Source organism: Ruegeria sp. HKCCSA071 (assembly GCF_017872555.1).
Classification (GTDB): Bacteria; Pseudomonadota; Alphaproteobacteria; order Rhodobacterales; family Rhodobacteraceae; genus Ruegeria.
In genome coordinates this window covers 50411-76407 of sequence record NZ_JAEDOX010000013.1, presented here as the reverse complement: position 1 = coordinate 76407, position 25997 = coordinate 50411, and the positions used below count along the sequence as shown (strand labels likewise).

The following is a 25997-nucleotide window of genomic DNA, read 5'->3' as shown; positions in this document are numbered from 1 at the left end:
CAGTTCGCGGAACTCGCTTCTTAAACCCGCTGCCACAGCCCGTTCTCTTCTTCCCACCGAAACTTCGCAACAGAGCCCGGGCCGTGTAGTGCATTCAATGTGATCTACGATTCAAAGGTCGTTGTTGTGGTGAACGTTTTTGCAAATGATCAGGAATTCGAAGCGACAGCGGGCGAGTTTGTCTTTGTCGCCTCGGGAATGGCCCACATGTCAGACAACACGCCGCTGGTTGCCGGAGACGCAATGACGCTGAACGCCGCTGTTACGGTCAGTCCGGCTGCAGGCGCTAAGATCCTTCGCGTGTGTTTCAATAATATCCCTAGCTAAAGCTCAGCCAGAAGCTCACTTATTGCCCATTTGTAGTTACGCGCGACCTTGTCCCGCAGGACGTGATGTCCGTTTTGAACCTGGTGTCGGCCTGCGGACCAAAGATCAGTTACGACATTATCTTTGGCGGCAAAGACTAGACCATCCAGCAGTTGGTGAGGTTGTAGTGGGCAAAGGGCAGGGGCCTGACTGTCGATGGCGACGAGATCAGCCAGCATTCCTTCGGTAATTTGCCCAGCGTTGCGGCCTAGCGCCTGCGCACCGCCAATAACTGCGCCGCGATAAAGGGTTTGTCCGGCAGAGCCTTCGCCAACCACCATCACGTTACGTGACAGGTCGCGCAGTCGTTGCGAATATTCGAGTGCGCGGAGCTCTTCGGTCATGGAAATCAACACGTTGGAGTCCGATCCCACGCCAAAAGCGCCGCCAGCGTTGAGATAGGCGGGGCCGTTGAAAGGCCCGTCGCCCAGGTTGGCTTCTGTCACAGGGCACAGACCGGCAACGGCTTTGCTGCGGGCCATTGCGCGAGTCTCTTCGTCGGTCATATGGGTTGCGTGGATCAGGCACCAATTGGACCCAACCGGGGCATTATCCAGCAGCCATTCGACCGGACGCGCGCCAAGGCCAGTCTGCACTTCCTCAACTTCTCTGGGTTGTTCGGCGATGTGAATATGGATTGGACCGGAACTTTGTGATGCCACCACCTGCGCCAGATCGCGCGGACAGGTGGCGCGCAGGGAATGTGGCGCGATGCCGACGCGACAGTCGTCAGGAAGATTGCCGAGCGCACCCCGCGCCTGCGCGACAAGTTCGCAAAAACGGTCCACATCATTGCCAAAGCGTCGCTGCCCCGCCTCCAGTGGTTTTTCCCCAACTCCCGCATAGCTGTAGAGCGCGGGCAGATGGGTCAGGCCAATTCCTGTCTCGGCGGCGGCGGCCATGATCCGATCGCTGAGTTCGCAAAGCCTGTCATAGGGTTGCCCGTTCGGTTGGTGGTGCAGATAATGGAATTCCCCGACCGAGGCGTACCCGGCCTCCTGCATCTCGACATAGACTTGCGCAGCGATGGCCTGAATGTGGTCGGGGCTCAGGCGGGCTGTGAAGCGATACATCAGATCACGCCAAGTCCAGAAACTGTCACGACCAGCCTGCCGATATTCGGTCATTCCCGCCATGGCACGCTGAAAAGCATGGCTGTGAAGGTTGGCCAAAGCGGGCAGTAGAGTGTCAACGCAGGTGTCGCCGAGTTGCGCGACCGCGTCGGGTGTCAGACGGGTAATACGACCATTTTTGATCTCGAGTCGTAGATTCTCTGCCCAGCCGGCTGCCAGATAGGCCCGTTTTGCGAAAATGACCGTCATCCCTACCTCCGGTTTTATGAATAGACATATGCCATAAAGACCTGTACCAGAAAAGAGAGAATTGCACCGAAGAGGGATTCGAATGCAAACCCACGATCAACTGTTCACAGATCTGCACGCTGCCACCGTGGTTGGTGCGATTGCATACGGATTGATCGAAGATGCTGCGATTGCCTTGCGTGGAGGCCAGATTGCATGGGTCGGTCCGAAGACGCAGTTGCCGGAAGAATACGCGACGTTCTCTCAAACCTCGCTGGACGGGCGGCTGGTGACGCCGGCTCTGATCGATTGCCATACCCATGTAGTGCATGGCGGCCACCGCGCGGCTGAGTTCGAGATGCGCCTTAACGGTGCCAGCTATGAAGAGGTGGCCCGCGCGGGCGGAGGTATTGTTTCGACCGTGAAAGCCACGCGTGCGGCCAGTAAAGAGGATTTGATTGCGCAGGCCCTGCCGCGCGTGGACGCGATGATCGCCGAAGGGGTTTCGGTGATCGAGGTCAAATCGGGCTATGGGCTTGATCGTGAAACTGAGCTGACCATGCTGCGAACCGCGCGGGCCTTGCAGGAAAGCCGCCCGGTGCGCATTGTAACCAGCTTTCTGGGCGCTCATGCATTGCCCGCCGAGTATGAAGACCGGCCCGAGGCTTATATCGACGAAGTCTGCATTCCGACGCTCCGCGCGGCTCATGCCGAGGGATTGGTAGACGCAGTGGACGCCTTTTGCGAAGGGATTGCCTTCCTGCCCGGCCAACTGGTGCCACTGTTTGACGTTGCCAAGGAACTAGGACTGCCGGTCAAACTGCATGCTGAACAACTGTCCAACCTGGGTGGTACGAAACTTGCTGCAAGCTATGGTGCGCTTTCTGCCGACCACATTGAGTATCTGGACGAAAGCGGTGTCAAAGCCATGGAAGCGGCAGGCACGGTGGCCGTGATCCTGCCCGGGGCTTTCTACACCCTGCGCGAGACGCAACAACCGCCAATTGATCTGTTGCGCAAGTACGACGTGCCAATGGCCCTTGCGACCGACTGCAATCCGGGCTCGGCTCCGATGACGTCGCTTTTGCTTGCGATGAACATGGGGTGCACCTTGTTTCGAATGACACCCGAGGAAGCATTGAAAGGTGTCACCGTAAATGCCGCGCGTGCCCTGGGCCTGAGAGACTGCGGCAGGATCGTCCAAGGCCTGCGGGCGGATCTGGCTGTCTGGAATGTCACTCACCCGGCCGAGCTTGCCTACCGCATCGGTTTTAACCCCCTTCACGCCCGCATATTCGGAGGCGCATTTTGACCACTCTGACGTTAACTCCCGGCGCTGTGTCTCTGGCGCATCTGGAACAGGTTTTTCGCCAAGAATGCGCCGTTCGACTGAACCCGGATTGCAGGTCTGCCATAGCTGCGGCGCACGCTCGCATCGTTGAGGCGGCGACTGGCGAAGCCGCCGTTTACGGGGTCAATACGGGTTTTGGAAAACTGGCAAGCGTCAAAATCGCGGCCGAGGATACCGCGACGCTGCAACGCAACCTGATCCTGTCCCATTGCTGTGGCGTCGGACCAGCGATCCCGCGTGCAGTTGCGCGGCTCATGATGGTGCTCAAACTGCTCAGCCTCGGACGTGGCGCGTCGGGTGTGCGGTTGGAACTGATTGACCTGCTGGAAGCGATGCTTGCCGCAGGCGTGACACCGGTGATCCCGGCACAAGGGTCTGTTGGCGCTTCGGGTGATTTGGCACCGCTTTCGCACATGGCAGCCGTCATGATGGGCGAGGGAGACGCTGAGTTTGGCGGTACCGTTATGTCTGGCGGCGACGCACTGACAGCGGCAGGTTTGACCCCGGTCGAACTTGGTCCCAAGGAAGGTCTGGCGCTGATCAACGGTACTCAGTTTTCGACGGCATTTGCGCTGGCGGGGCTTTTCGGCGCTTGGCGGGCGGCGCAAAGCGCCTTGGTCACCTCAGCCCTGACAACTGATGCGATCATGGGGTCTACCGCACCTTTGCAACCCGAAATCCACGCCTTGCGTGGTCACCGGGGCCAGATCGAAGCGGGCGCAACCATGCGCGCGCTACTGGCTGGGTCCGTCATTCGCGAAAGCCACCGGGACGGTGATACGCGGGTTCAGGACCCGTACTGCATCCGCTGCCAACCACAGGTTGTTGGTGCCGCGATGGATGTGCTGCGTCAGGCTTCAGTGACACTGGAAACCGAGGCTAACGCCGCCACCGATAACCCTCTGGTTCTGGCCGAGGCCGGGTTGATCGTATCAGGCGGAAACTTTCATGCAGAACCGGTCGGGTTTGCCGCCGACATGATTGCTCTGGCAGTGGCCGAGATCGGGGCGATTGCGCAGCGACGCATTGCGCTAATCGTCGATCCGGTGCTCAGCTTTGATTTGCCTCCGTTTTTGACGCCCAAGCCCGGTTTGAACTCTGGCATGATGATTGCCGAAGTCACTACAGCCGCGCTGATGAGCGAAAACAAGCATCTGGCCAATCCCTGTGTCACGGATTCAACACCGACTTCGGCCAATCAGGAAGATCACGTGTCAATGGCGGCCCATGGCGCGCGGCGGCTGGGACAAATGGTGACCAATCTGGAACGTATCCTGGGGGTCGAGTTGCTGTGCGCAACGCAAGGGGTTGAATATCGCGCGCCGCTGCCAACCAGTGATAGCCTTCAAGGCGTCATGGCGCGCCTGCGTTCGGTTGTGCCGGCGTTGGAAGATGACAGGTACATGGCAAATGACATCGAAGCAGCCTCGGCCCTTATTGCAAGCGGTGAGATTGCCGAAGGCACCGGTGTCGCCATGCCGGAGCTTGGCGCATGACTGATCCAGTCGAGGTAGTTCAGGGCGATAGTCCAATTGTTTTGGGCCTGCCTCACGCGGGCACCTATGTGCCGGCGGCGATTGATGCCAAACTGAGCGCACGGGGTCGGGCGCTGGCAGATACGGATTGGCACATCCACATGCTGTACGACGGGCTTTTGCCCGGTGCTACCACGGTCCGGGCCACTTTTCATCGCTATGTGATCGACGCCAACCGTGACCCAGGCGGTACTTCCCTTTACCCTGGACAGAACACGACGACCCTGGTGCCGCTGACGGATTTCGACGGGCAGGACATCTGGGACATCCCTCCAACTGAAAAAGATATCATTGAACGACGTGACTCATTTCATGCGCCATATCACGCCGCTTTGCTGGCCGAACTGGAGAGGGTGAAGGCGATCCACGGAATCGCTGTGCTGTATGATTGCCACTCAATCCGCAGCCGCATTCCTTTTCTGTTCGACGGCGTTTTGCCCGACATGAACATTGGTACAAATAACGGGATGACCTGCGCATCGGAAATCGAAACAATTGCACATGAGTTCGCCGCTTCATCCCCTTACAGCACCGTTTTGAACGGGCGCTTCAAAGGCGGGTGGACGACACGCCACTACGGACGCCCAGATAACGGTATACACGCGATCCAGATGGAGCTGGCGCAGTCGACCTACCTGACCACAGAAACACCACCTTGGACTTTTGACACCGCCAAAGCCAACCGTCTCCGGCGTTGGTTGAAAGATATTCTAGACGTCCTCAACGACACAGCATTGGAGCTTGCCCGATGACCGATCCTCGCAAAAACACCCGTGACATCTTTCCGCCCACCGGACCTGAACTGAACGCTAAAAGCTGGATGACCGAAGCGCCGTTGCGGATGATGATGAATAACCTGCATCCTGACGTGGCCGAAAACCCGCATGAACTGGTGGTCTATGGCGGGATTGGCCGCGCGGCGCGGACGTGGAAGGATTTTGACACCATCGTTGCCAGCCTGAAGGATCTGGAAGAGGATGAAACGCTAGTGGTGCAGTCCGGAAAGCCGATTGCCATTGTTCGCACCCATAGCGATGCACCCCGCGTATTGATCGCAAACTCGAACCTTGTGCCGAACTGGGCCAATTGGGACCACTTCAACGAGCTCGATAAGAAAGGTCTGATGATGTACGGCCAGATGACTGCCGGCTCGTGGATCTATATTGGCACACAGGGCATCGTGCAGGGCACGTATGAAACCTTTGCCGAGGCCGGGCGTCAGCACTATGGCGGTGACCTGTCAGGTAAGTGGATCCTGACCGGGGGGCTGGGTGGAATGGGCGGCGCGCAGCCTCTGGCCGCTGTCTTTGCAGGGGCTTGTTGTCTGGCTGTGGAATGCAACCCGGACAGCATCGACTTTCGGTTGCGTACAAAATACCTGGACGAAAAAGCCGAGACGCTGGACGAGGCCCTGGCAATGATTGATCGCTGGACCAAGGCGGGCGAAGCGAAATCCGTTGGTCTGTTGGGAAATGCCGCTGAAATCTTCCCGGAAATTTACGCTCGGATGCAAGCTGGCGGGATGCGCCCCGATATTGTTACGGATCAGACCAGTGCCCACGATCCGGTAAATGGCTACCTGCCGCTTGGTTGGACCATGGCGCAGTGGAAAGACAAGCGCGAAAGTGACCCAAAGGCGGTCGAAAAGGCTGCACGTGCTTCGATGAAGCAGCACGTTGCTGCAATGGTGGACTTCTGGAACGCGGGCGTGCCGACGTTGGACTACGGTAACAACATCCGACAGGTGGCGCAGGATGAAGGGTTGGAGAACGCTTTTGCCTTCCCCGGCTTCGTGCCCGCCTATATTCGCCCGCTGTTTTGTCGGGGTATCGGACCCTTCCGCTGGTGCGCGTTGTCCGGAGACCCTGAAGATATCTACAAGACTGACGCCAAGATGAAGGAACTGTTCCCCGACAATACCCATCTGCACAACTGGTTGGACATGGCGCAGGAGCGTATTGCATTTCAGGGCTTGCCGGCGCGGATTTGTTGGATTGGGCTAGGAGATCGCCACAAGGCTGGGCTGGCGTTCAACGAGATGGTTAGAAACGGCGAATTGAAAGCTCCGGTCGTCATCGGTCGAGACCATCTCGACAGTGGTTCTGTCGCTTCCCCCAACCGCGAGACCGAGGCGATGAGGGACGGTTCGGACGCTGTTTCGGACTGGCCGCTGCTAAATGCGCTTGTCAATACGGCCTCGGGTGCAACGTGGGTTTCGCTGCATCATGGCGGCGGGGTTGGTATGGGCTTCAGCCAGCATGCAGGCGTCGTCATCTGCGCAGACGGAACCGATGCCGCCGCCAAGCGGCTGGAACGGGTGCTCTGGAATGATCCCGCGTCAGGTGTCTGGCGTCATGCGGATGCCGGGTACGAGGATGCAAAAGCCTGCGCTCGTGAACATGGTCTGCGATTGCCGGGCATTTTGGGCTGATTACCACGCGAACCTTTGTTTTGTCGGTTTGCCTTAGCGCTAACGTCACATTTTCCGGTTTCGAACCGGTACTGTTTCCGCTAGGGCTAAGCCGTTCAACAGCCCCGAGGGGTTAAAGGCAACTGACAAAGGTGGCTACCCGTTGCTCGATATTGCACATGTCCGCTCGGTGATTTCGGACGTTTATGACCTTGCTCCATCGGCCACTCTGGCCAATGAGATGAAAGACACGTTTGCCCGCATGGATCGTGTGGTCAGCCCACCAGATTGGGCAATCTACGCGCCATACGTGCGGGCCATCAATACGCTCAAGAAAGAGCGTAACGCCGTGATCCTTGGGCACAATTACATGACACCCGAGATTTTTCATGGCGTGTCCGATTTCGTTGGAGACAGTTTACAGCTTGCGATCAAGGCTAGTGAGGTCGAAGAAGATGTGATCGTTCAGGCCGGTGTTCATTTCATGGCCGAGACATCGAAAATCCTCAGCCCTCAGAAGACTGTTCTGATGCCCGACATGGAAGCCGGTTGTTCATTGGCAGAATCGATCACCGCTGAGGGAATCGACGAAATGCGCGCCAAATACCCCGGCGCGCCGGTTGTGTCCTATGTAAACACCACTGCCGAGGTTAAAGCAGCCTCGGATATCTGCTGCACCTCTTCGAACGCACTTCAGATCGTGAACGCCATGGAAAGTGATACGGTCATCATGACACCGGATCAGTATCTGGCGCAGAATGTTGCCAATCAAAGCCACAAGAACGTGGTGTATTGGCCTGGCTCTTGCATCGTGCACGAACAATACACGGCACAGGACCTGCGCGACTTCCGCGAATGGAACCCGGGAACACGGCTGATTGCGCATCCTGAATGCCCGCCGGATGTGGTGGCCGAGGCAGACTATTCCGGCTCGACCAGCGGCATCATCAAATACGTGCATGATGAAAAGCCGAATAAGGCGATGCTGATCACCGAGTGTTCGATGGCATCCAACATTGCCGATGAATTGCCCGAGGTCGAATTTGTCGGGCCATGCAACATGTGCCCGTATATGAAGAAGATCACGCTTGAAAAAATCCTCTACGCCCTGCACACGATGGAAGGGCAGGTCGAGGTAGCCAAAGATGTGGCTGAAAAGGCGCGCAAATCCGTACAGGCGATGATCGATCTGTCCCGCAAGCTCGGCATTTGATCTGAAATGACCAAAGTCACCACGGATCGCGTTATTATTGTGGGGGCTGGCATTGGTGCGCTTTATGCAGCACTAAAGCTCGCGCCGCGGGCAGTGGTTGTGATTTCACCGGATGTTTTGGGTGAAGGTGCTAGTTCCTCTTGGGCACAAGGCGGTGTGGCCGCAGCAATGGATTTGTCTGACAGCCCGGAAAGCCACAGCCTGGACACCGTCAAGGCTGGCGCGGGCATAGTCGTTCCGGCTGTCGCTGATCTGGTCACACGCGAGGCGCGGCAATATATCCTCGACCTGACAACCTTGGGCACGCCATTCGATCGCACCAAGGATGGCAGTTATGTGTTGTCACGCGAAGCGGCGCATAGCTTCGCCCGTGTCGTTCGGGTGAAAGGGGATCAGGCAGGTAGTGAAATCATGGCTGCCCTGATCGAACGGGTGCATGAAACGCCTTCGGTTCAGGTGTTGGAAGGTGTCCTTGCCACGGCGCTGGACGTATCAAACGGTCGGGTGACTGGCGTCACGGTTCAGGACGCATCTGAAACAGAGTCCGAGCCCGTAACGCTATGCGGGCCTGCCGTATTGCTTGCCGGGGGTGGCTCTGGCGGGCTGTATGCCTTGACGACCAATCCGGCACGCATTCGCGGGCAAGTCATCGGGATGGCCGCGCGTGCTGGTGCACTTATTGCTGACGCCGAATTCGTTCAGTTTCATCCGACGGCAATGGATGTTGGTGAAGATCCGGCTCCGCTGGCAACCGAGGCGTTGCGCGGCGAAGGGGCAACCCTGATCAACAATAAGGGTGAGCGGTTCATGTTATCCGTTCACCCGGACGCAGAACTTGCCCCGCGAGACGTCGTTGCGCGTGCAATTTTTGCCGAAGTGCAGGCGGGTAACCAACCAATGCTGGACACCCGCGCCGCATTAGGCTCGAAGATTACGGACCTGTTCCCGGCAGTTGCCGAATACTGCGCGCGCAACGGTATCGACCCGGCCAACGAACCGATTCCGGTCGCACCGGCAGCGCATTATCACATGGGTGGTATTGCCACCGACACTGACGGTCGCGCGACACTTGACGGGCTTTGGGTCTGCGGCGAGGCATCTTCGACCGGCCTTCACGGTGCCAACCGGCTGGCCTCGAACGGGCTGCTTGAGGCGCTTGTTTTTGCGCGCATCTGCGCCGAAAGCATCGGGGCATCCGTTCTGGTGGTGTCAAATGCCGAACCAGTTGCATTGCAGTTTGTTCAGGTAGTGTCCCCTGACACGACAAAGGCTATCCAGGAGTTGCGCGAAACTATGACGCGTGACGTTGGCGTTGTCCGGGACCGGGCGGGCCTAAACCGTGCTCTGCAAACTATTGCGCAGTTGGAGGGGCAGCATGATACCTGCCCGTCATTTCGCAACATGTGTGCAACCGCGACCCTGATCGCTGCCGCAGCCTTGAAACGCGAAGAAAGCCGCGGTGCACACAAGCGATCTGACTTTCCAAACGCCAATGATGGGCCCGGAGAGCGGTCCCGGATGTATTTGTCCGAAGCAATGAGCATTCGGGCCAAAGCCTGCGAGGAACTGTCATGACAAATGCGATCCTGCCAGATCTGATCCTGGAACCCATGGTCCGAGCTGCGTTGATGGAGGATCTGGGAAGCTACGGTGATGTGACAACCCGCGCCGTGATCCCACAGGAAACAACCTACACAGCCAGCCTTAACGCGCGCGAGAACGCTGTCGTGTCGGGGATGCAAGTTGCTGCAATCGCGTTCCGGCTTGTGGATCCGTCGCTTGAGGTTGACGTGAGGATCAAGGATGGTTCGCGTTGCGCACGCGGTGATACGCTGATGACCATCAAAGGCTCTGCCGCATCGATCCTGTCGGGCGAACGTGTCGCTCTGAACTTTGCCGGACGCCTGACGGGTATTGCCACAAAGACTGCCGCATTTGTGGAGCAGACCAAGGGCACCACGGCCCGCATGACCTGCACGCGCAAAACCACACCAGGTCTGCGCATCGTGGAAAAACAAGCCGTGCTGCACGGTGGCGGTTTCAACCACCGCTATTCCTTATCAGATGCAATTCTGATCAAGGACAACCACATTGCTGCGGCCGGTGGCATCCGTCAGGTTCTTGAAGCCGCCAAGGCACAGGCCAGTCACATGATGGCGGTCGAAATTGAAGTTGATCGACTGGACCAGCTTACCGAAGTGCTGGACGTGGGCGGCGCTTCGGTTGTTTTGTTGGACAACATGGACAATGACATGCTGCGCGAAGCGGTTGCCATGGTGGGCGGGCGGTTGAAGACCGAAGCCAGCGGCAATGTGACATTGGAACGGGTCGCATCGATTGCGGGGACAGGGGTTGATTACATCTCGTCCGGTGCCTTGACGCATTCTGCCCGCACCGTCGATCTGGGGCTCGATTTCTGAAGGCGCGGCATTTCCGCTTGATTTATGATCGTTTGCGCCAACACAGTTGCGCATTCTGGTTTTATCGATAATAAATCCACAGCAACGCAAGCTGCAGAAAGTTTTATAGATAAAATGATCATCCCACACTCCGGCTGGACCCGTAAAACTGCGCAAGCTATTCATGATCTTCCGCTGATGGACCTTTTGTTCCGTGCGCAGACCGTGCATCGGGAAAACTTTGATCCAAACCAGATCCAGACTTCGAAGCTATTGTCGATCAAGACAGGTGGCTGCGCCGAAGATTGTGCCTATTGCTCGCAATCAGCCCGCAATGGATCAACCTTACCAGCATCGAAGCTGATCGAGGTTCAGCGCGTTCTGACCGAGGCCAAGAAAGCCCGCGATGGCGGCGCGACCCGGTTTTGCATGGGCGCGGCGTGGCGCGAGCCAAAGGCGCGTGACATGGATGCGCTGGTCGCGATGGTCGAGGGCGTCAAGGAACTGGGCATGGAAACCTGCATGACGTTGGGTATGCTCGACGACACCCAGGTGGTGCAGCTGCGCGATGCCGGTTTGGACTATTATAATCACAACATCGACACATCGGAACGCTATTACTCCGAAGTCATCACCACCCGTACCTTTGCGGATCGGATCGATACGATGAACCGGGTGCAGGAAGCAGGAATCAAGGTTTGCTCAGGCGGCATTCTGGGGATGGGTGAACACACTGGCGACCGTATCGACATGTTGCTGACATTGGCCAACATGACGCCTCCACCGGACTCGGTGCCGATCAATATGTTGATGCCGCAGGCCGATACCCCACTTGCCGACGCCGAGCCGATTGACCCGATCGACTTTGTGCGGATCATAGCAACGGCCCGCATTTTGATGCCCAAGTCCTATGTGCGGCTTTCGGCCGGGCGCAGCGACATGAGTGACGAGATGCAGGCGATGTGCTTTTTCGCCGGTGCCAACTCGATCTTTGTTGGCGAAACGCTTCTGACAGCAGAAAACCCCGAAGAAGACACCGACGCGGTCCTGTTTGCGAAACTTGGTCTTCAGGCCGAAAAAGCCGAAACGCGAAACTGCACGGAAGCTGCCGAATGAAAGCAGTCAACCGACTGGAATCGATGCTTGATGCGCTTCAAGCCCGGCACCGCCGCCGGGCCTTGATCCCGACGCAAGGGCTGGATTTCGCGTCGAATGACTATCTGGGTCTTGCCGGATCTCAAGTGTTACAACGTGCGGCGCATGATGCGTTGTCGCGGGGTGTGCCTGTAGGTTCGGGAGGTTCGCGTCTGTTGCGGGGCAACCACCCTGAACATGAAGCGCTGGAGCGGGAAGCGGCCGCATTCTTTGGAGCTGAGGCCGCGCTGTTCATGGGAGGCGGGTTTCAGGCCAATCAGGCGATCTTCTCCACGTTGCCTGCGGCTGAGGATTTGGTCCTTTATGATGCACTGGTTCACGCGAGCGCCCATGAAGGTATGCGGTCCAGCCGTGCAGACCTGCGTGCCTTCCGCCACAATGATGTTGCGGATGCACGTAACGTATTGCGCGACTGGCAATCTACAGGCGGTTCGGGCCAGGTCTGGATTGCCGTCGAAAGCGTGTATTCCATGGAAGGTGATCTGGCGCCGCTGGAAGACCTGTCCGTACTTGCGCGCGAAGCTGATGCGGTTTTGGTTGTTGATGAAGCCCACGCCACCGGCGTTTTCGGAGAGCGAGGCCGGGGTCTTGCGCATGACCTGAACGCTGATCTGCTGACATTGCATACCTGTGGTAAAGGGCTTGGTGTCTCAGGCGGGTTGATCTGCGGTCCGCGCGTGATGATAGATACCCTGATCAACCGCGCTCGTCCCTTCATCTTTGCGACCGCTCCGTCGCCTTTGAACGCTTCTCTGGTTCGTGCTGCGCTACGGGAGCTGGCCAAGGATGTCAGTCTGGTTGAAGGTGCGCATGAACGTATGCGCCATGCCCATGACACCGCACGGGAACTGGGGTTGCCCGCAGCCGCGTTGAACAGCCAGATCATCCCGGTTGTAATGGGAGACGACGAGCGCACAATGGCGATGGCGGCCACTTTGCAGCAGCAGGGTTTTGACGTTCGGGGCATCCGCCCGCCCACTGTCCCAAAAGGCACATCCCGTTTGCGCGTGTCGATTACCGGAAATGTCACCCTTCAGGATATCTCGACCCTGTTTTTAACCATCGCAATCTGCCAGTCGGAGGCCGCATGAGCGCGCTGATCGTTACCGGAACCGACACCGGTGTCGGAAAAACCGTGTTTTCGGCCGGTCTGGCGGCAGCTTTGCAGGCCCGGTACTGGAAACCTGTTCAGTCTGGTCTTGAGGTTGCTACGGACACTGAAACCGTCAGCGCGCTGAGCGGTGCCGAGGTCCTGCCCGAAGCCTACCGGCTGAACATGCCCGCCTCACCGCATCTGTCTGCCGAAGACATGGGTATTGAGATTGACCTCTCGCGTCTTGAAATTCCGAAAGTGGACGGGCCTCTGGTTGTCGAAGGGGCAGGGGGCCTTATGGTGCCGCTGAACCGCCAGTCGTTCTTTCTGGACCTGATTGCCGGATGGCAGGCTCCGGTTGTTCTTGTAGCGCGCACCGCCTTGGGAACGATCAACCACACCACATTGTCCCTAATGGCGCTTAGGGCTGCTGGTTGCGAGGTTGTCGGTGTCGCATTCGTGGGTGACCCCGTGCCGGATGTAGAGCAAACCATCGTAGAGATGTGCAAAGTGCATCATCTGGGACGCCTGCCATTTCTGAGCGACCTGACACCGCAGCGCCTGAACAGTGCTTTTTCGGCAATTGATGTGGCGACCATTCGGAGATTCCTGTGACCCCGTTGGAATTTGATGCGCGCCATCTGTGGCACCCTTATACTCATGTGCTTGAACCCGGCCCGATGCACCTGATTACCGGGGCAGAAGGTGTCTGGCTGACGCGTGCTGATGGCGTCAGAATGATCGACGCAATGTCGTCCTGGTGGTGTACGGTGCATGGGCACAGGCACCCGGCCATCATCGATGCGATGCAAAAGCAGCTGAATACACTGCCGCATGTGATGTTTGGCGGCCTGACCCATGAACCCGCCGTGGAACTTGGCCGCAGGTTGGTCGACCTCCTGCCAGATGGCCTGGATCGCATTTTCTACAGCGACAGCGGCTCGGTCGCGATTGAAGTCGCGTTGAAGATGGCAGTCCAATACCAGATTGCCAATGGTCGGGGCGAACGGTCTGAATTTGCCACGATCCGGGGTGGCTATCACGGCGACACGTGGAAGGCGATGAGCGTTTGTGATCCCGTCAACGGGATGCATGGCCTGTTTCGCGGTGCGTTGTCGATCCAGCACTTTCTGCCACGCCCTCACATCCAGTTCGGCCGTGAATGGCCTGACAATCCCTCCGCGAACGGATTAGAGTCGCTGGAAGCGTTGCTGAACGACAAAGGCAACAGGATCGCCGCACTGATCCTTGAACCGGTGGTGCAGGGCGCTGGTGGGATGTATTTCTACCACCCTGCCTGGTTACGTGGGGCGCGTGCCTTGTGTGATGCGCATGACGTTTTGCTGATCTTCGATGAAATCGCGACCGGTTTCGGACGCAGCGGCGAGATGTTTGCAATGGATCACGCCGGGGTGGTTCCGGATATCCTGTGTCTTGGCAAGGCGTTGACCGGTGGGCATATCACTTTGGCCGCCACTATCGCGACCGAGGCTGTCGCTCGCGGGATTGGCGAAAGCGAGGCCGGTGTTTTGATGCACGGTCCCACCTACATGGCCAACCCTTTGGCTTGCTCGGCAGGTGTGGCGAGCCTTGACCAGTTGCAACAGCGAAACTGGAAGCAGGAAGTTGCATCAATCTCGCAGCAGATGAAAACCGAACTCGCGCCCGCGCGCAATCTGCCCGGTGTTGCAGATGTTCGCGTGCTTGGCGCAATTGGCGTTATCGAGATGGAAGAGCGGGTCGACCCCTCTATCGCACATGGATTGGCCGCGGAAACCGGTGTTTGGCTGCGCCCGTTTGCTCGCAATATTTATTGCATGCCTCCCTATGTTATTTCGCCGGACGAACTGAGCAGGGTAACGTCTGCGATGCTTGCTCTGGCTGGGGGGCAGAAATGAAAAGCCGTTGGCTGGCCCAATCAGACGACAGTACTCTAACCCTTTTGTTCGGTGGATGGGCATTGGGCGATGCTCCGTTCCGGGGTCTTACGGGGGGCGGGAATATCCTGTTGGTGGAAGGCTACACCAGCCTCAATGATCCCCTGCCTGATCTCGCCCGTTTCGATCACATTGATATGCTGGCCTTTTCCTTTGGTGTCGCGTCGGCTGCACATTGGCTGGCGTGCTCGGGCTTTCGTCCCGACCGATTGATCGCCATCAGCGGCACTTTGCATCCGGCGTGCCCGGAGCGTGGTATTGCGCCTGACATGATCAAGGCAACGGCGGCTCAGCTTTCCGAGCGCAGCTTTGCCAGGTTCTGCCGCCGCGCGGGTTTGCCAGGCGAGCCCCCGGAACTGGACATCGCAGCGGCGCGGCGGGAACTATTTGCCGTGATCCAACGCGGGTCTGCCCCTGATCCAGGTTTTGACAGAGTGTGGATACCCACAAACGACCGGATCATTCCGACAGCGGCCCAAGAAACGGCATGGGCCTCAACCTCAGCCCGAGTCGAGCATGTGGCGGGGCCGCACGTACCATTCCTACGGGGGCAAAGTTGGGCGAGTTGGGTATCATGACAGCGCAACTGGCAGACAGGGTGCAGCGGAGCTTTAGCAGAAGCTTTCAAACCTACCACGACACGGCAAATCAGCAAGCCTGGGTCGCAGGCAAGCTGGTCTCCGAACTGCGTCGTGCCAGAGCCCCGGGCCGTTTTGAAACTGTCTTCGAGCTGGGATGTGGCACAGGGCATCTGACCCGTCTGATGCGACAAAACTTTCACCTGCCAAACCTCATATTGAACGACATCGCGCCGCAGGCTCAGGCAACGGCGGATGCGGAACAGGCGACGTTCATTGCCGGTGATGCGCGTGAAGTTCACTGGCCTTCCCGGATTGATCTGATCGCCTCGGCTTCGATGATCCAATGGATGGAAAGCCCGCTTCAGTTGCTTCACAAAGCGATGGACGCGCTTGAGCCCGGCGGGTGGTTGGCGGTTTCGGGTTTTGGCCCTCAGCAATATCAAGAGCTTAGCGCGATCGGATCATCAGCGCGTGCACCGGGCCTTACTACGCCAGCTGCTCTTGCCGCTGCTGTCGACGGGCCGATGCAGGTATTGGCCGTTGGCGAAAGCCTGAGACAAACCTATTTCGATACGCCCCGCGAGGTTCTTAGGCATTTGCGAAGAACAGGTGTAAACGGCAGGGCGCAAGGGACATGGACCAAGTCCTCGCTGGCTCGGTTCGAAAACGAATACGCTAAGGAATTCGGCACGGACTGCGGGGTCTCACTGACATATCATCCCGTGTGGATCATTGCCCGGAAGCGATAGGTGCTTATTCTGCCGTGGCCCAACGTAATTTGTGAGCCTGCCAGGCGGTCGCAAACTCCGCAGCCACGGCCCTCGGCCTTGATGCGATTGTCACCAGTTCCTTTTTGCGGTTGTTGCAGGCAATCAAATTTCATGTGCCCAGGGCGGCTCTGCCCCGGCGCGTGATACTGTTACAGCGGCAACAGTTGCGCCCAACGCCATGGCCGCCCGCAAGCTTTCGGGGGTCAGATTGCGCAGCCCTTGCTTTGTCAAATGCCCTGCGCGGCTGAGTTCGGTCAAAACCCCAGCATTAAACGTGTCGCCCGCGCCGATCGTGTCGACAACCTGAACAGGTTTTACAGGAACCGAAACCTTGGAACCGTCGGACAGGTACCCGTTCGCCCCGTCGCCACCCCTGGTCACGATGAGGGCAGACGGACCGGTCTGCAATAAAAGGGACGCTTTGGCGGCCTCGGGTTCAGCTCCCGGGATGATCCAGTCAAGATCCTCGTCTGAAACCTTCACAATATCGGACTGTGCGATCATGCGGTTCAGGCGGGTTCGATACCGGGTCTGATCCTTGATGAAATCCGGTCGGATATTCGGATCCAACATCACAGCGCGATCCGCTCCGTGGCGATTGAGAAGTGAGGCATAGGCATCCGCGCAGGGTTCACATGCCAGGCTGATACCCCCAAGGTATAAGGCGGACACAGCTGTAAGCTGGTCCGGCATGTCCTCGGGTTGCAGCATTCGTCCGGCGGTGTTTTCATCGACAAAGCTGTAAGTGGCGTGACCGTCGTTGAGCTGTACGAAGGCGAGGGTCGTTGGGCGGTCAGAGGCAATCACGTGTGACGTGTCAACATGGCTTGAATTCAGCGCCTTAGTAATTTGTTGGCCAAACATGTCAGACGACACGCCGGTCAGCATTCCGACGGAAACACCCAGACGACCGACTGCGACCGCCGTGTTCAATATCGCCCCACCTGTGTGCGGTACAAATCCTTGTGCGCCCGACACTGTCGGCTCGGAAATCATGTCGATCAGGGCTTCACCACAGCACAGGATCATTTCGTAGTCCTTTTCAGATTATTTTGTCAGGAAGACCTGTTATCGCATCAAAGCGTTCTTGCAGAAATTGTTCGCCCCGATGATGCCGAACTCTGCTTGCTCGGACACATACAGGTTCAACGAGCGGCGCAGTTCGCTGAAACGGCCGCCGCCGTTGAATGCCTCTCTGAACTCATCACCGAACAACCAGCGGTTCTTTTCCGCGACGCCGCCAACAAGAAACACTCCGCCTGCAGGCATCAGTGTGACAGCCATGTCGCCCATCAAAGCTCCCAGATGGGTGTTGAACATCCGAGCGGCCTTTACCGCGACGGGGTCAGAACGGTCGCGGGCGTCGCGAAGGATGTCTTTCGCCGAGCGCGTTGGTGTCTGAACATGGCCTGCCGCCAGCCTGATCGCCTGATAGAGGATAGGCAAGCCCGTACCGCTGAGGAACATTTCAGCTTCCAGCGCGAGGCTGTCACCAAAGAAACACTCGGGCGCAATCCCGCGGGCTGCTTCAAAGATGTCAACTTCGTCTCGGTGACGCGGATACAGACCCACATGCCCACCTTCACCAGAGACTGTATGATAGTGGCCCTCGGAAAAAAGCAACGCTCCCACGCCAAGCCCGGTGCCAGGACCCACCACCAATCGCGTGCCTGCGGGCGGTGTTGCGTGACCTTGCAAGACGGCAACATCTTTCTGGGTTACTTCTGCCACCGACCAGGCTGCAGCGGTGAAATCATTAATTACAAACGTATGACTGGCACCGGTGGCCTCGGCCAATTCGGCCTCGGACAGGTCCAGATTGGCATTTGTCAGCCGAATCGTGCCGTTTCGGACAGGGCCCGCCCCCGCCGCCACCACTGCCTGCGGATTTGTTCCGATTTCATCCCGAAGCGCGTGAAACGCTTCAAGCAGATCTTCCAGTGTCCCCGTTGGGCGCTTGCGCAGGTCTGTCAGCTCGCCGTTCGTAACCACGCCCAGCCGTGTGTTGGTGCCCCCTATGTCAGCAACCAGATTCCAATGCTCATGCACCGCACCGGATGGTTGCGCTAACGGCTGAGAGACGTTCGGACCCCCGGAAAGGGCAGACTTGAGCGCCATGAACGACGCTTTTGGTGTTCTCACAAGCGTTTCAAAATCCACGTCCACCAGTCCAAACCTTTTCTCATATCCGAAGGCCCACTCGTAATTGTCCAGAAGTGACCAGACAAAATAGCCTTTTACCGGAACATCTTGTGCCAAAGCGTCCCGTACGGCGGCCAGGTGTCGGTCGAGATAATCGATGCGATCATCATCCCGCTGACGTTCCGCGCTCGCCATACCGTTTTCGGTGATATAGATTGGTAACCCGCCCGTATAGTCTTTCCTTGTTCGGATCAGGAAATTGGTCAGGGCGGATGGTTCGATTTCCCACCCCATCTGAGTTTTGGGCAAAGGCCCTGTAACTTCTTTCAGGGCTGGCCAGGTAGAGGTTGAAGGAGCGACCAGCTTTCGCGTGTAGTAGTTCAATCCGCACCAGTCGACGGGGGTTCCAATCGTATCAAAATCGTTTTGCCACCTTGCTGGTAGGTGTTGCTCCAGCCCTTCCAGCACATTTGCAGGATAAGATTGGTTAAATACTCCCCCAAGGAAGAACCGGTTGTAGATGCCATCATACAGGTCCGCTGCGCGCTGCGCTTCGGTGCTGCCATCGGCGGGCTCAGCCCATTCCAAGTTGAACACTGCTCCCAGATTGCTCATGCCCAGACTGCGCATGGCTTGAATAGCTTTTCCATGGGCCAACAAGACGTGGTGCATAGCTCGGGCGGTGGCGCGGATATCCCGTAGGCCGGGGGCATGGTGACCTTCAAAATGGCTTAGCCAGCTGACACACCAGGGTTCGTTTATCGGCGCAGCACTGAACATCCTGTCGCCGATCCGCCCCATAATAATTTCGGTATAGTCCGCAAACCATCCTGCGATGTCTCGGTTGCTCCATCCACCAATATCCGCAAGCGCAGAGGGCAATTCCCAATGATAGAGCGTCACACAAGGCCGGATCCCGCGTTCCAGCAACGCGTCAGCTAGTCGGTCATAGTAGTCCAGCCCAATCTGATTAACCTGACCACGTCCCTCTGGTAGCACCCGCGCCCAACTTGTTGAAAATCTATAACAGTCAAATCCGGCGTCGCGAACCAGATCGAAATCCTGTTCGAAACGGTTCAGGTGATCGCAGGCTATGTCGCCATTTTCACCTCGAACCACGTTGCCTGGTGAAGCTGCAAAAGTATCCCAGTGAGTCTGACCGGCCCCACCTTGCGCGTGCCCTTCGATCTGATAGGCAGAGGTAGCGACGCCAAAGAGGAAGTCCTCAGGGAAATCCGCGCGCGAGTGTTTCATGATCGCGACCTGTTTGGTGCGGGACCGGTTGATTCTCCCACTACCAACTCTGCCTCCAACAATCTAGTTTTGGCAGGATCATCCGGGGACGTGATCCGCTCGATCAGCATTTCTGCTGCCATCTCTCCGGCCAAGCGAACTGAAGAGCGAGTCGCAGTAAAGATCGGAACGTCTTGCCCGTTTTTTAAATAGGAAAGATCATCGTCATGAGCGATTACCGAGATATCTCGGCCCATTTTCAAACCAGCTTCGTCCATCGCGCGCCTGACCCCGATCGCAGAAATCATGGAAGAAGTCAGGATGGCTGTGGGTGGATCGTCAAGTTGCAGCATCCCGTGCGTTTCACGATGCCCATAAACTTCGGTCATTTCCGCGCTGCGCATCAGATCAGGATCGACAGCCAGCTCGGCGTTTTTCAATGCCTCAAGGTACCCTTCGCGACGGCGTTGCGCGAAATCCATGTCTTCGAGCCCATTGATCAAAGCAATGCGGTGATGGCCTAGGTCGATCAGGAAACGCGTCGCGCGCAGGAACGAGCTTTTATTGTTAACGTCAATCCAATCATATGAAGCGTTCACACCCGTTGAGCGACCATGAACAATAAACGGCACACCCATTCGGGTCAGAACTTCGATCCGGGGCTCATTGACCTTCGGACTCTGCAAGACAACCCCGTCCACTGCGCCGCGTTGGAAGAGACTACGATACGCTTTCTCGATCGATGTATCGTCTGCATTTGTGAACATAATATCATAGCCATGTTTGGCGTATTTATTGGCAGCTCCGGCTACAAAGTCCCCAAAGATAGGGTTGACCATTTCATGCTGCGAAGAGCTTGGGATGACGTGGCCGATCACCATGGATCTACCAGTCGCCAATCCCTTGGCGCGACTGTTCGGGCGGTACCCATGTTTGTACGCCGCTGCCTGGACGCGCGCGCGCGTGTCTTCGCTGACTTCGGGGTACCCGTTGAGTGCGCGGCTGACCGTTGTCTGGGAAAGCCTGAGAATCTCTGAGAGCTGTTTCAGGTTCATTATGATTTCAAAGCGCCTTCAATATAGTGACCTAGTTTGTTTTGTTGATAATCGTCTTTCCCGTCAACTGCTATTGTGGATTGGCGCTGGGATGCTAAAAAATTAATGAAACAGGGTGGATGTTGACAGTTTAACTTTCATCGAAGATAAACCCACTATCCAAAGCGCTTTGAAAGAGAGTCTTTCTGGTGCGACAATGTGGGAGGAGGTTTTGATGAGACACTCGCTTTATGCAGGTGCGGCGATGTTCGCCCTGATGGCCGGGCCTGTTCAGGCGCAGGGTGAATTGATCCACGCCGTGGGTGTGGGTGGCTTTGACTGGGATGGGTTTCAGGCTTTTGCCGAAGCCAATGACCTATCCGGTGAAAGCCTGACCATTTTTGGTCCCTGGCTGGCGGGTGAAGGAAAGTCTTTCGAGAACCTTGTCGCATATTTCGACGCGGCGACCGGTGCCAGTTCAAGCTATGTTGGTTCGGATTCGCTTGAACAGCAAATCCTTATCGACGCGGCTGCGGGATCAGCGCCAAACCTGACTGTCTTTCCGCAGCCCGGACTGGCGGCGAACCTAGCGAAGCAAGGGTATCTGACACCGCTTCCGGAAGGCTCGGCAGACTGGATCAGGGAAAACTTTGCAGCCGGTCAGTCCTGGGTGGATTTGGGTACTTTTGCCAACGCCGATGGGGCTGACGATTTTTATGGCTTTTTCTTCAACGTGAACGTCAAGTCCCTGGTCTGGTACATTCCTGAAAACTTTGAAGACTTTGGGTATGAAGTGCCTCAGACCATGGAAGAGTTTAAGGCGCTGATGGATCAGATGGTTGCTGATGGTGAAACACCCTTGTGTGTCGGATTGGCGTCAGGTGGAGCAACCGGGTGGCCAGCAACGGACTGGGTTGAGGACCTGATGCTGCGAACCCAGCCTCCGGAAGTCTATGACCAATGGGTGTCGAACGAGATGAAGTTTGACGATCCCCGTGTGATTGCTGCAATTGAGGAATATGGCAGCTTTACCCGCAATGACGACTATGTTGTTGGTAACGCGGACGACACCGCGGCTATTGATTTTCGCGACAGCCCAAAGGGTTTGTTCGACAGCCCGCCAGCCTGTATGATGCACCGCCAAGCGTCTTTTATTCCAGCATACTTCCCTGAAGGGACGGAACTGGGTGTTGACGCTGATTTCTTTTACTTCCCGGCCTATGCAGAAAAGGATTTAGGTACACCAGTGCTTGGGGCCGGGACGTTGTTTACAATTACGAACACAAATCCTGCGGTGGAAGCCTTTATGGAGTTTCTCAAGACGCCATTCGCGCACGAGATCATGATGTCGCAGGACGGTTTCCTGACGCCTCACTTGGGTGCAAATCCTGACAATTACGCGAATGACACGCAACGGGGTCAGGGGGAGATTCTAACCAACGCAACGACATTTCGCTTTGACGGGTCTGACCTGATGCCGGGTGCGGTCGGTGCCGGCACTTTTTGGACCGGGATGGTAGACTATTCGTCTGGTGCTAAAGATGCTGCCACCGTGGCTAGTGAAATCCAGTCCTCTTGGGACGCGGCAAAGTGATCAACGCACAGGGGGGGCGGTCCAGTGACCGCCCGCTTGCCAAACGGATGAGCGCACCATGACACCGGCACTACAAGGCCTGCTGACGATCGCCATCGGTGTGTCGGGTTGTGTAGGCTATTTCTACCTTTCAAACCTGTTTCTGGACAAAGTCCTGTTCCCGCCGCGCGGGCCAAACGCTGGCCAAAACATCAACCGCGCAAACTTGATCCGCCCGTGGTTGTTCCTGTTCCCGGCGCTTGCTGCATTGGGGCTGTATCTGGCGTATCCGGTGGTTGAAACCTTGCGCCTGTCGCTTACGGAACGCGTGCCTGGCAGCGGATATCGCTGGGTTGGCTTGGACAACTATACCCAAATGGCGGCTGAGCCGAAGTTTTGGGAAGCCATGCGCAATAACATGTTCTGGCTGATCGTTGTGCCAGCAATGTCAACGGCTTTTGGTCTTCTCGTGGCGCAACTGACCGACCGCATCCGCTGGGGCAACTTTGCCAAGTCCTTGATTTTCATGCCGATGGCCATTTCATTTGTTGGTGCATCGGTGATCTGGAAACTGGTTTATGACGCACGGCCGACTGAACAGGACCAGATAGGAATCCTGAACGCGCTGTACATCTTCTTCGGCGGCACCGAACCCAACACGTGGTTAACAATCCCCTTCTGGAACAGTTTCTTTCTGATGGTTGTCCTGATCTGGATACAGACTGGTTTTGCCATGGTCATCCTGTCGGCGGCTTTGCGCGGTATTCCCGAAGAAACCATCGAGGCGGCCATTTTGGATGGGGCCAATCCCTTTCAGATTTTCTTCAGGATCAAGGTGCCGCAGATCAAAACCACAATCCTTGTCGTTTGGACGACGATCACGATCACTGTTCTCAAAGTATTCGACATCGTCTTTGCCATGACCAACGGCCAGTGGGAGACGCAGGTGCTGGCAAACTACATGTACGACAAGCTTTTCCGCGCCAATGACTGGGGCGTCGGATCGGCCTCGGCCATGGTGATCATGTTGCTTGTCACGCCGATCCTCGTCTGGAACGTGCGCAACGCGCGCAAGGAGATGGAGTAAGCCATGAGCGATATCGCCGGAACCAAACCCGCGCTCAGAGGGGTGGTGCATCTGTCAGTCATCTTCCTAGTGATCCTTTGGGTCATTCCGACGCTTGGCTTGCTGATTTCGTCCTTTCGGACGGCAGATCAGATTTCGTCCAGCGGCTGGTGGCGGTCTCTGTTTCCCTCTGAACAAAACCTGACGCTGCGCAGTGCCGCGCCCGAGGCGCAGGTGCTGGAAAACGGAGTGTATGTCATTCAGGGGGCGTTGTTCGGCGAAGATGAGCAAGTAACGATTTCCAGATGGGGTATCAGTTCGCGTGATGTGGGGGTCTTTGAACCGGGCGAAACGGCCGAACTGCGCAGAGGAGGCATAATCACAGTAGATGAAGCTGGTAATTACCGGATGGAAAACTCTGAGGAATTTACCGGCAAACGCGGTGCGCGTATCTTCGTGACAGCCGAATTACCACCCGAGTTCACCTTGGACAATTACCGGAAAATTTTATTGGACCAGACCAGCACAGACAGCATGGCCAAGGCATTCTTCAATACGCTAACCGTTACGATACCGGCGACAATCATCCCTATATTGGTCGCAGCCTTTGCGGCTTACGCGCTGGCGTGGATGGATTTTCCGGGCCGGGCGCTGCTGATCGCAGCGGTCGTTGGTCTTTTGGTCGTGCCGCTTCAGCTTGCCTTGATCCCGTTACTGAAATTTCACTTGAGCATCGGGATTGGCAAAGGGTACCTGGGGGTCTGGCTTGCCCATACAGGATTTGGAATGCCCCTGGCGATCTATTTGCTGCGTAACTACATGGCTGGGCTTCCGCGCGACCTGATCGAGAACGCACGCGTTGATGGGGCCACCGAGTTCCAAATATTCACTAAGCTGATCCTGCCACTTAGTTTTCCCGCTCTGGCGTCTTTTGCGATCTTCCAGTTCTTGTGGACATGGAACGACCTGTTGGTTGCCAAAGTTTTCCTGATCGATGCCACCGGACAGACCACTGTCATGACGAACCGCATCGTCGAGCTTTTGGGCACCCGCGGTGGCAATTGGGAAATCCTCGCGACGGCTGCCTTCGTGTCGATCTTCGTGCCGCTGGTCGTTTTCTTCGCGATGCAAAAATACCTGGTCCGGGGCTTGCTGGCCGGATCTGTCAAATAGAGGCGTCTGATGAACGTGCAGAACAACCTTGAACAATGCAAAGCAACAAAACTGTCTTCGGACTGGTGGCGCGGTGGTGTGATCTATCAGATCTACCCACGCAGTTTTCAGGACAGCAACGGGGATGGGATCGGCGATCTGAAGGGCATCACTGCGCGACTGGATTACATTGCCTCGCTGGGCGTTGATGCAATCTGGATTTCGCCGTTTTTCAAATCGCCGATGAAGGATTTTGGCTACGATGTCAGCGATTACCGCGATGTCGATCCCATGTTCGGGTCGCTGGCGGATTTCAAAGAGCTTTTGGATCAGGCCCATGCGAAGGGTCTGAGGATCATGATTGATCTGGTCCTGTCGCATACATCCGATCAGCACCCTTGGTTCATCGAAAGCCGCAGCAGTCGGGAAAACCCGAAATCCGACTGGTATGTTTGGGCGGATCCCAAACCGGATGGCACGCCGCCGAACAACTGGCTTTCGATCTTCGGCGGCTCGGCCTGGCAATGGGATGCACGACGCCTGCAATATTATTTGCACAACTTCCTGACATCGCAGCCGGATCTGAATTTCCACTGCCCGGATGTTCAGGATGCGTTGCTGGACGTGGCGCGGTTCTGGCTTGATCTGGGGGTGGATGGTTTTCGGCTGGATACCATCAATTTCTATTTCCACGACAAGGCGCTGCGCGACAATCCTGCGCTGGCGATGGATCAACGCAACGCCACGATCGCACCGGCCGTGAACCCCTACAACCATCAGGACCACCTGTTTTCAAAAAGCCAGCCCGAGAACATCGCCTTCCTCGAAAGACTTCGGGCCTTGACGGACGAATATGAAGGCCGGGCTTGTCTGGGCGAGGTCGGAGATGCGCAGCGTGGGCTCGAGATCATGGGCGAATACACATCCGGGGATAAGCGGATGCACATGTGTTATGCCTTCGAGTTCCTGGAAAATCGTTCATTGACAGCAACTTACACCAAGCACGTTTTCGACCAGCTGGAAGAGAAGGCAGGTGACGCATGGCCATGTTGGGCATTTTCCAACCATGATGTGCAGCGCCACGCTTCACGCTGGAATCTGAACGATGCAGCCGCGCGTCAGTATGTGGTTTTGATGATGTGCCTGCGCGGCTCTGCATGCCTGTATCAGGGTGAGGAACTGGGCCTGCAAGAAGCTGACGTGCCGTTTGAAAAGCTGCAGGACCCGTATGGGCTCGAATTCTGGCCAGAATTCAAAGGTCGCGATGGATGCCGTACGCCGATGGTTTGGGCCGCTCAGGATGAACAGTCAGGCTTTAGTACAACCGAACCCTGGTTACCTGTAAGCGCCCGGCAAGCCGAACATGCAGTTGACCGGTTGGAAGCAGACCCGCAATCTATGCTGAACCACTATCGCCGCGCCATTGCATTGCGTCACACCCATTCAGCTTTGGCATCAGGTTTGCAGCGCGACCTGACCGAGACTGGATCGGTTTTGTCCTTCCTGCGCGAGGATTCCCGGGAGAAGGTCTATTGTGCGTTCAATCTGGGGTCGGACACGACCAAGTTAAAACTGCCGGAAGGCAACTGGCGTTTCATTGGTCAAGAACTGGGCGGAGTTGGCGGTATAGGTAGCGTCACCCTTAGCGCTTCGCAATTTTGCCTGATGGTCAGAAACAAGGGGTAA

22 protein-coding genes and 1 pseudogene are annotated in these 25997 nt (G+C 56.9%); 18 read left to right on the top strand and 5 right to left on the bottom strand.

The window, feature by feature from the left end; all coding sequences use genetic code 11:
- Positions 1–99 precede the first annotated feature (99 nt).
- Positions 100–327, top strand: a complete 228-nt coding sequence (locus tag I9188_RS17720; RefSeq protein ID WP_209599698.1) for a hypothetical protein — start codon at positions 100–102, stop codon at positions 325–327.
- Here the strand turns inward: I9188_RS17720 and I9188_RS17715 are convergent.
- A complete protein-coding gene (locus I9188_RS17715; protein WP_209507687.1) occupies positions 324–1688 on the bottom strand; it encodes a formimidoylglutamate deiminase in 1365 nt (454 codons plus the stop codon). The genes I9188_RS17720 and I9188_RS17715 overlap by 4 nt on opposite strands.
- 82 nt (positions 1689–1770) lie before the next feature.
- Here I9188_RS17715 and hutI point away from each other — a divergent pair, with 82 nt between their 5' ends.
- The 13 genes from hutI to I9188_RS17650 all read left to right on the top strand — a co-directional run bounded on the left by hutI (position 1771) and on the right by I9188_RS17650 (position 16090).
- Positions 1771–2979 carry an imidazolonepropionase gene (hutI, locus tag I9188_RS17710; RefSeq protein ID WP_209507685.1) on the top strand — a complete coding sequence of 403 codons (1209 nt, stop codon included), beginning with the start codon at positions 1771–1773 and terminating at the stop codon, positions 2977–2979.
- Positions 2976–4514: a histidine ammonia-lyase gene (gene hutH / locus I9188_RS17705; protein WP_209507683.1), complete on the top strand. Its 1539-nt coding sequence runs from the start codon at positions 2976–2978 to the stop codon at positions 4512–4514. Before hutI ends, hutH begins: the two co-directional genes overlap by 4 nt.
- Positions 4511–5305, top strand: coding sequence for an N-formylglutamate deformylase (hutG, locus tag I9188_RS17700; protein ID WP_209507681.1), 795 nt, complete (start codon positions 4511–4513; stop codon positions 5303–5305). Before hutH ends, hutG begins: the two co-directional genes overlap by 4 nt.
- Entirely contained in the window at positions 5302–6984 is a 1683-nt protein-coding gene (gene hutU, locus I9188_RS17695; protein ID WP_209507679.1) for a urocanate hydratase, read from the top strand. The genes hutG and hutU overlap by 4 nt, the downstream gene beginning before the upstream one ends.
- A 142-nt stretch (positions 6985–7126) precedes the next feature.
- On the top strand, positions 7127–8176 hold the full coding sequence (gene nadA, locus I9188_RS17690) for a quinolinate synthase NadA (RefSeq protein ID WP_209507676.1): 1050 nt from the start codon (positions 7127–7129) through the stop codon (positions 8174–8176).
- A 6-nt stretch (positions 8177–8182) separates the two neighbouring features.
- Positions 8183–9751, top strand: a complete 1569-nt coding sequence (locus tag I9188_RS17685) for an L-aspartate oxidase (protein WP_209507674.1) — start codon at positions 8183–8185, stop codon at positions 9749–9751.
- Complete coding sequence (gene nadC, locus I9188_RS17680; protein ID WP_209507672.1) at positions 9748–10596, top strand: carboxylating nicotinate-nucleotide diphosphorylase; 849 nt, start codon at positions 9748–9750, stop codon at positions 10594–10596. Before I9188_RS17685 ends, nadC begins: the two co-directional genes overlap by 4 nt.
- A gap of 114 nt (positions 10597–10710) precedes the next feature.
- Complete coding sequence (bioB, locus tag I9188_RS17675) at positions 10711–11691, top strand: biotin synthase BioB (protein ID WP_209507670.1); 981 nt, start codon at positions 10711–10713, stop codon at positions 11689–11691.
- A complete protein-coding gene (locus tag I9188_RS17670) occupies positions 11688–12821 on the top strand; it encodes an 8-amino-7-oxononanoate synthase (protein ID WP_209507668.1) in 1134 nt (377 codons plus the stop codon). The genes bioB and I9188_RS17670 overlap by 4 nt, the downstream gene beginning before the upstream one ends.
- The gene (gene bioD, locus I9188_RS17665; RefSeq protein ID WP_209507666.1) at positions 12818–13438 is read left to right on the top strand and encodes a dethiobiotin synthase; all 621 of its coding nucleotides are present in this window, start codon (positions 12818–12820) and stop codon (positions 13436–13438) included. Before I9188_RS17670 ends, bioD begins: the two co-directional genes overlap by 4 nt.
- Positions 13435–14721 carry an adenosylmethionine--8-amino-7-oxononanoate transaminase gene (bioA, locus tag I9188_RS17660; protein WP_209507664.1) on the top strand — a complete coding sequence of 429 codons (1287 nt, stop codon included), beginning with the start codon at positions 13435–13437 and terminating at the stop codon, positions 14719–14721. Before bioD ends, bioA begins: the two co-directional genes overlap by 4 nt.
- A complete protein-coding gene (locus tag I9188_RS17655; protein WP_209507662.1) occupies positions 14718–15338 on the top strand; it encodes a pimeloyl-ACP methyl esterase BioG family protein in 621 nt (206 codons plus the stop codon). The genes bioA and I9188_RS17655 overlap by 4 nt, the downstream gene beginning before the upstream one ends.
- Positions 15335–16090, top strand: coding sequence for a methyltransferase domain-containing protein (locus I9188_RS17650; RefSeq protein WP_209507659.1), 756 nt, complete (start codon positions 15335–15337; stop codon positions 16088–16090). Before I9188_RS17655 ends, I9188_RS17650 begins: the two co-directional genes overlap by 4 nt.
- A gap of 123 nt (positions 16091–16213) precedes the next feature.
- Here I9188_RS17650 and I9188_RS17645 read toward each other — a convergent pair whose 3' ends face one another.
- The 4 genes and pseudogenes from I9188_RS17645 to I9188_RS17635 form a co-directional block, all read right to left on the bottom strand.
- Complete coding sequence (locus I9188_RS17645) at positions 16214–17140, bottom strand: carbohydrate kinase (protein WP_209507657.1); 927 nt, start codon at positions 17138–17140, stop codon at positions 16214–16216.
- A 39-nt stretch (positions 17141–17179) separates the two neighbouring features.
- A complete protein-coding gene (locus I9188_RS20320) occupies positions 17180–18229 on the bottom strand; it encodes an ROK family protein (RefSeq protein WP_245220712.1) in 1050 nt (349 codons plus the stop codon).
- Positions 18206–19507, bottom strand: a pseudogene (locus tag I9188_RS20315) (GH1 family beta-glucosidase); the annotation flags it as partial. The pseudogene I9188_RS20315 and the gene I9188_RS20320, both read right to left, overlap by 24 nt.
- On the bottom strand, positions 19504–20541 hold the full coding sequence (locus tag I9188_RS17635) for a substrate-binding domain-containing protein (RefSeq protein WP_209507653.1): 1038 nt from the start codon (positions 20539–20541) through the stop codon (positions 19504–19506). The gene I9188_RS17635 and the pseudogene I9188_RS20315, both read right to left, overlap by 4 nt.
- A 214-nt stretch (positions 20542–20755) precedes the next feature.
- Here I9188_RS17635 and I9188_RS17630 point away from each other — a divergent pair, with 214 nt between their 5' ends.
- Genes I9188_RS17630 through I9188_RS17615 form a run of 4 tightly spaced genes read left to right on the top strand, consistent with a single transcriptional unit; the run spans position 20756 to position 25997 of the window.
- Entirely contained in the window at positions 20756–22114 is a 1359-nt protein-coding gene (locus I9188_RS17630; RefSeq protein WP_209507651.1) for an ABC transporter substrate-binding protein, read from the top strand.
- A gap of 58 nt (positions 22115–22172) precedes the next feature.
- A complete protein-coding gene (locus tag I9188_RS17625) occupies positions 22173–23180 on the top strand; it encodes a sugar ABC transporter permease (RefSeq protein ID WP_209507649.1) in 1008 nt (335 codons plus the stop codon).
- 3 nt (positions 23181–23183) lie between these two features.
- Positions 23184–24332 (top strand): carbohydrate ABC transporter permease, encoded by a 1149-nt coding sequence (locus I9188_RS17620; protein ID WP_209507647.1) that lies wholly within the window; start codon positions 23184–23186, stop codon positions 24330–24332.
- 9 nt (positions 24333–24341) lie between these two features.
- Entirely contained in the window at positions 24342–25997 is a 1656-nt protein-coding gene (locus I9188_RS17615; protein ID WP_209507646.1) for an alpha-amylase family glycosyl hydrolase, read from the top strand.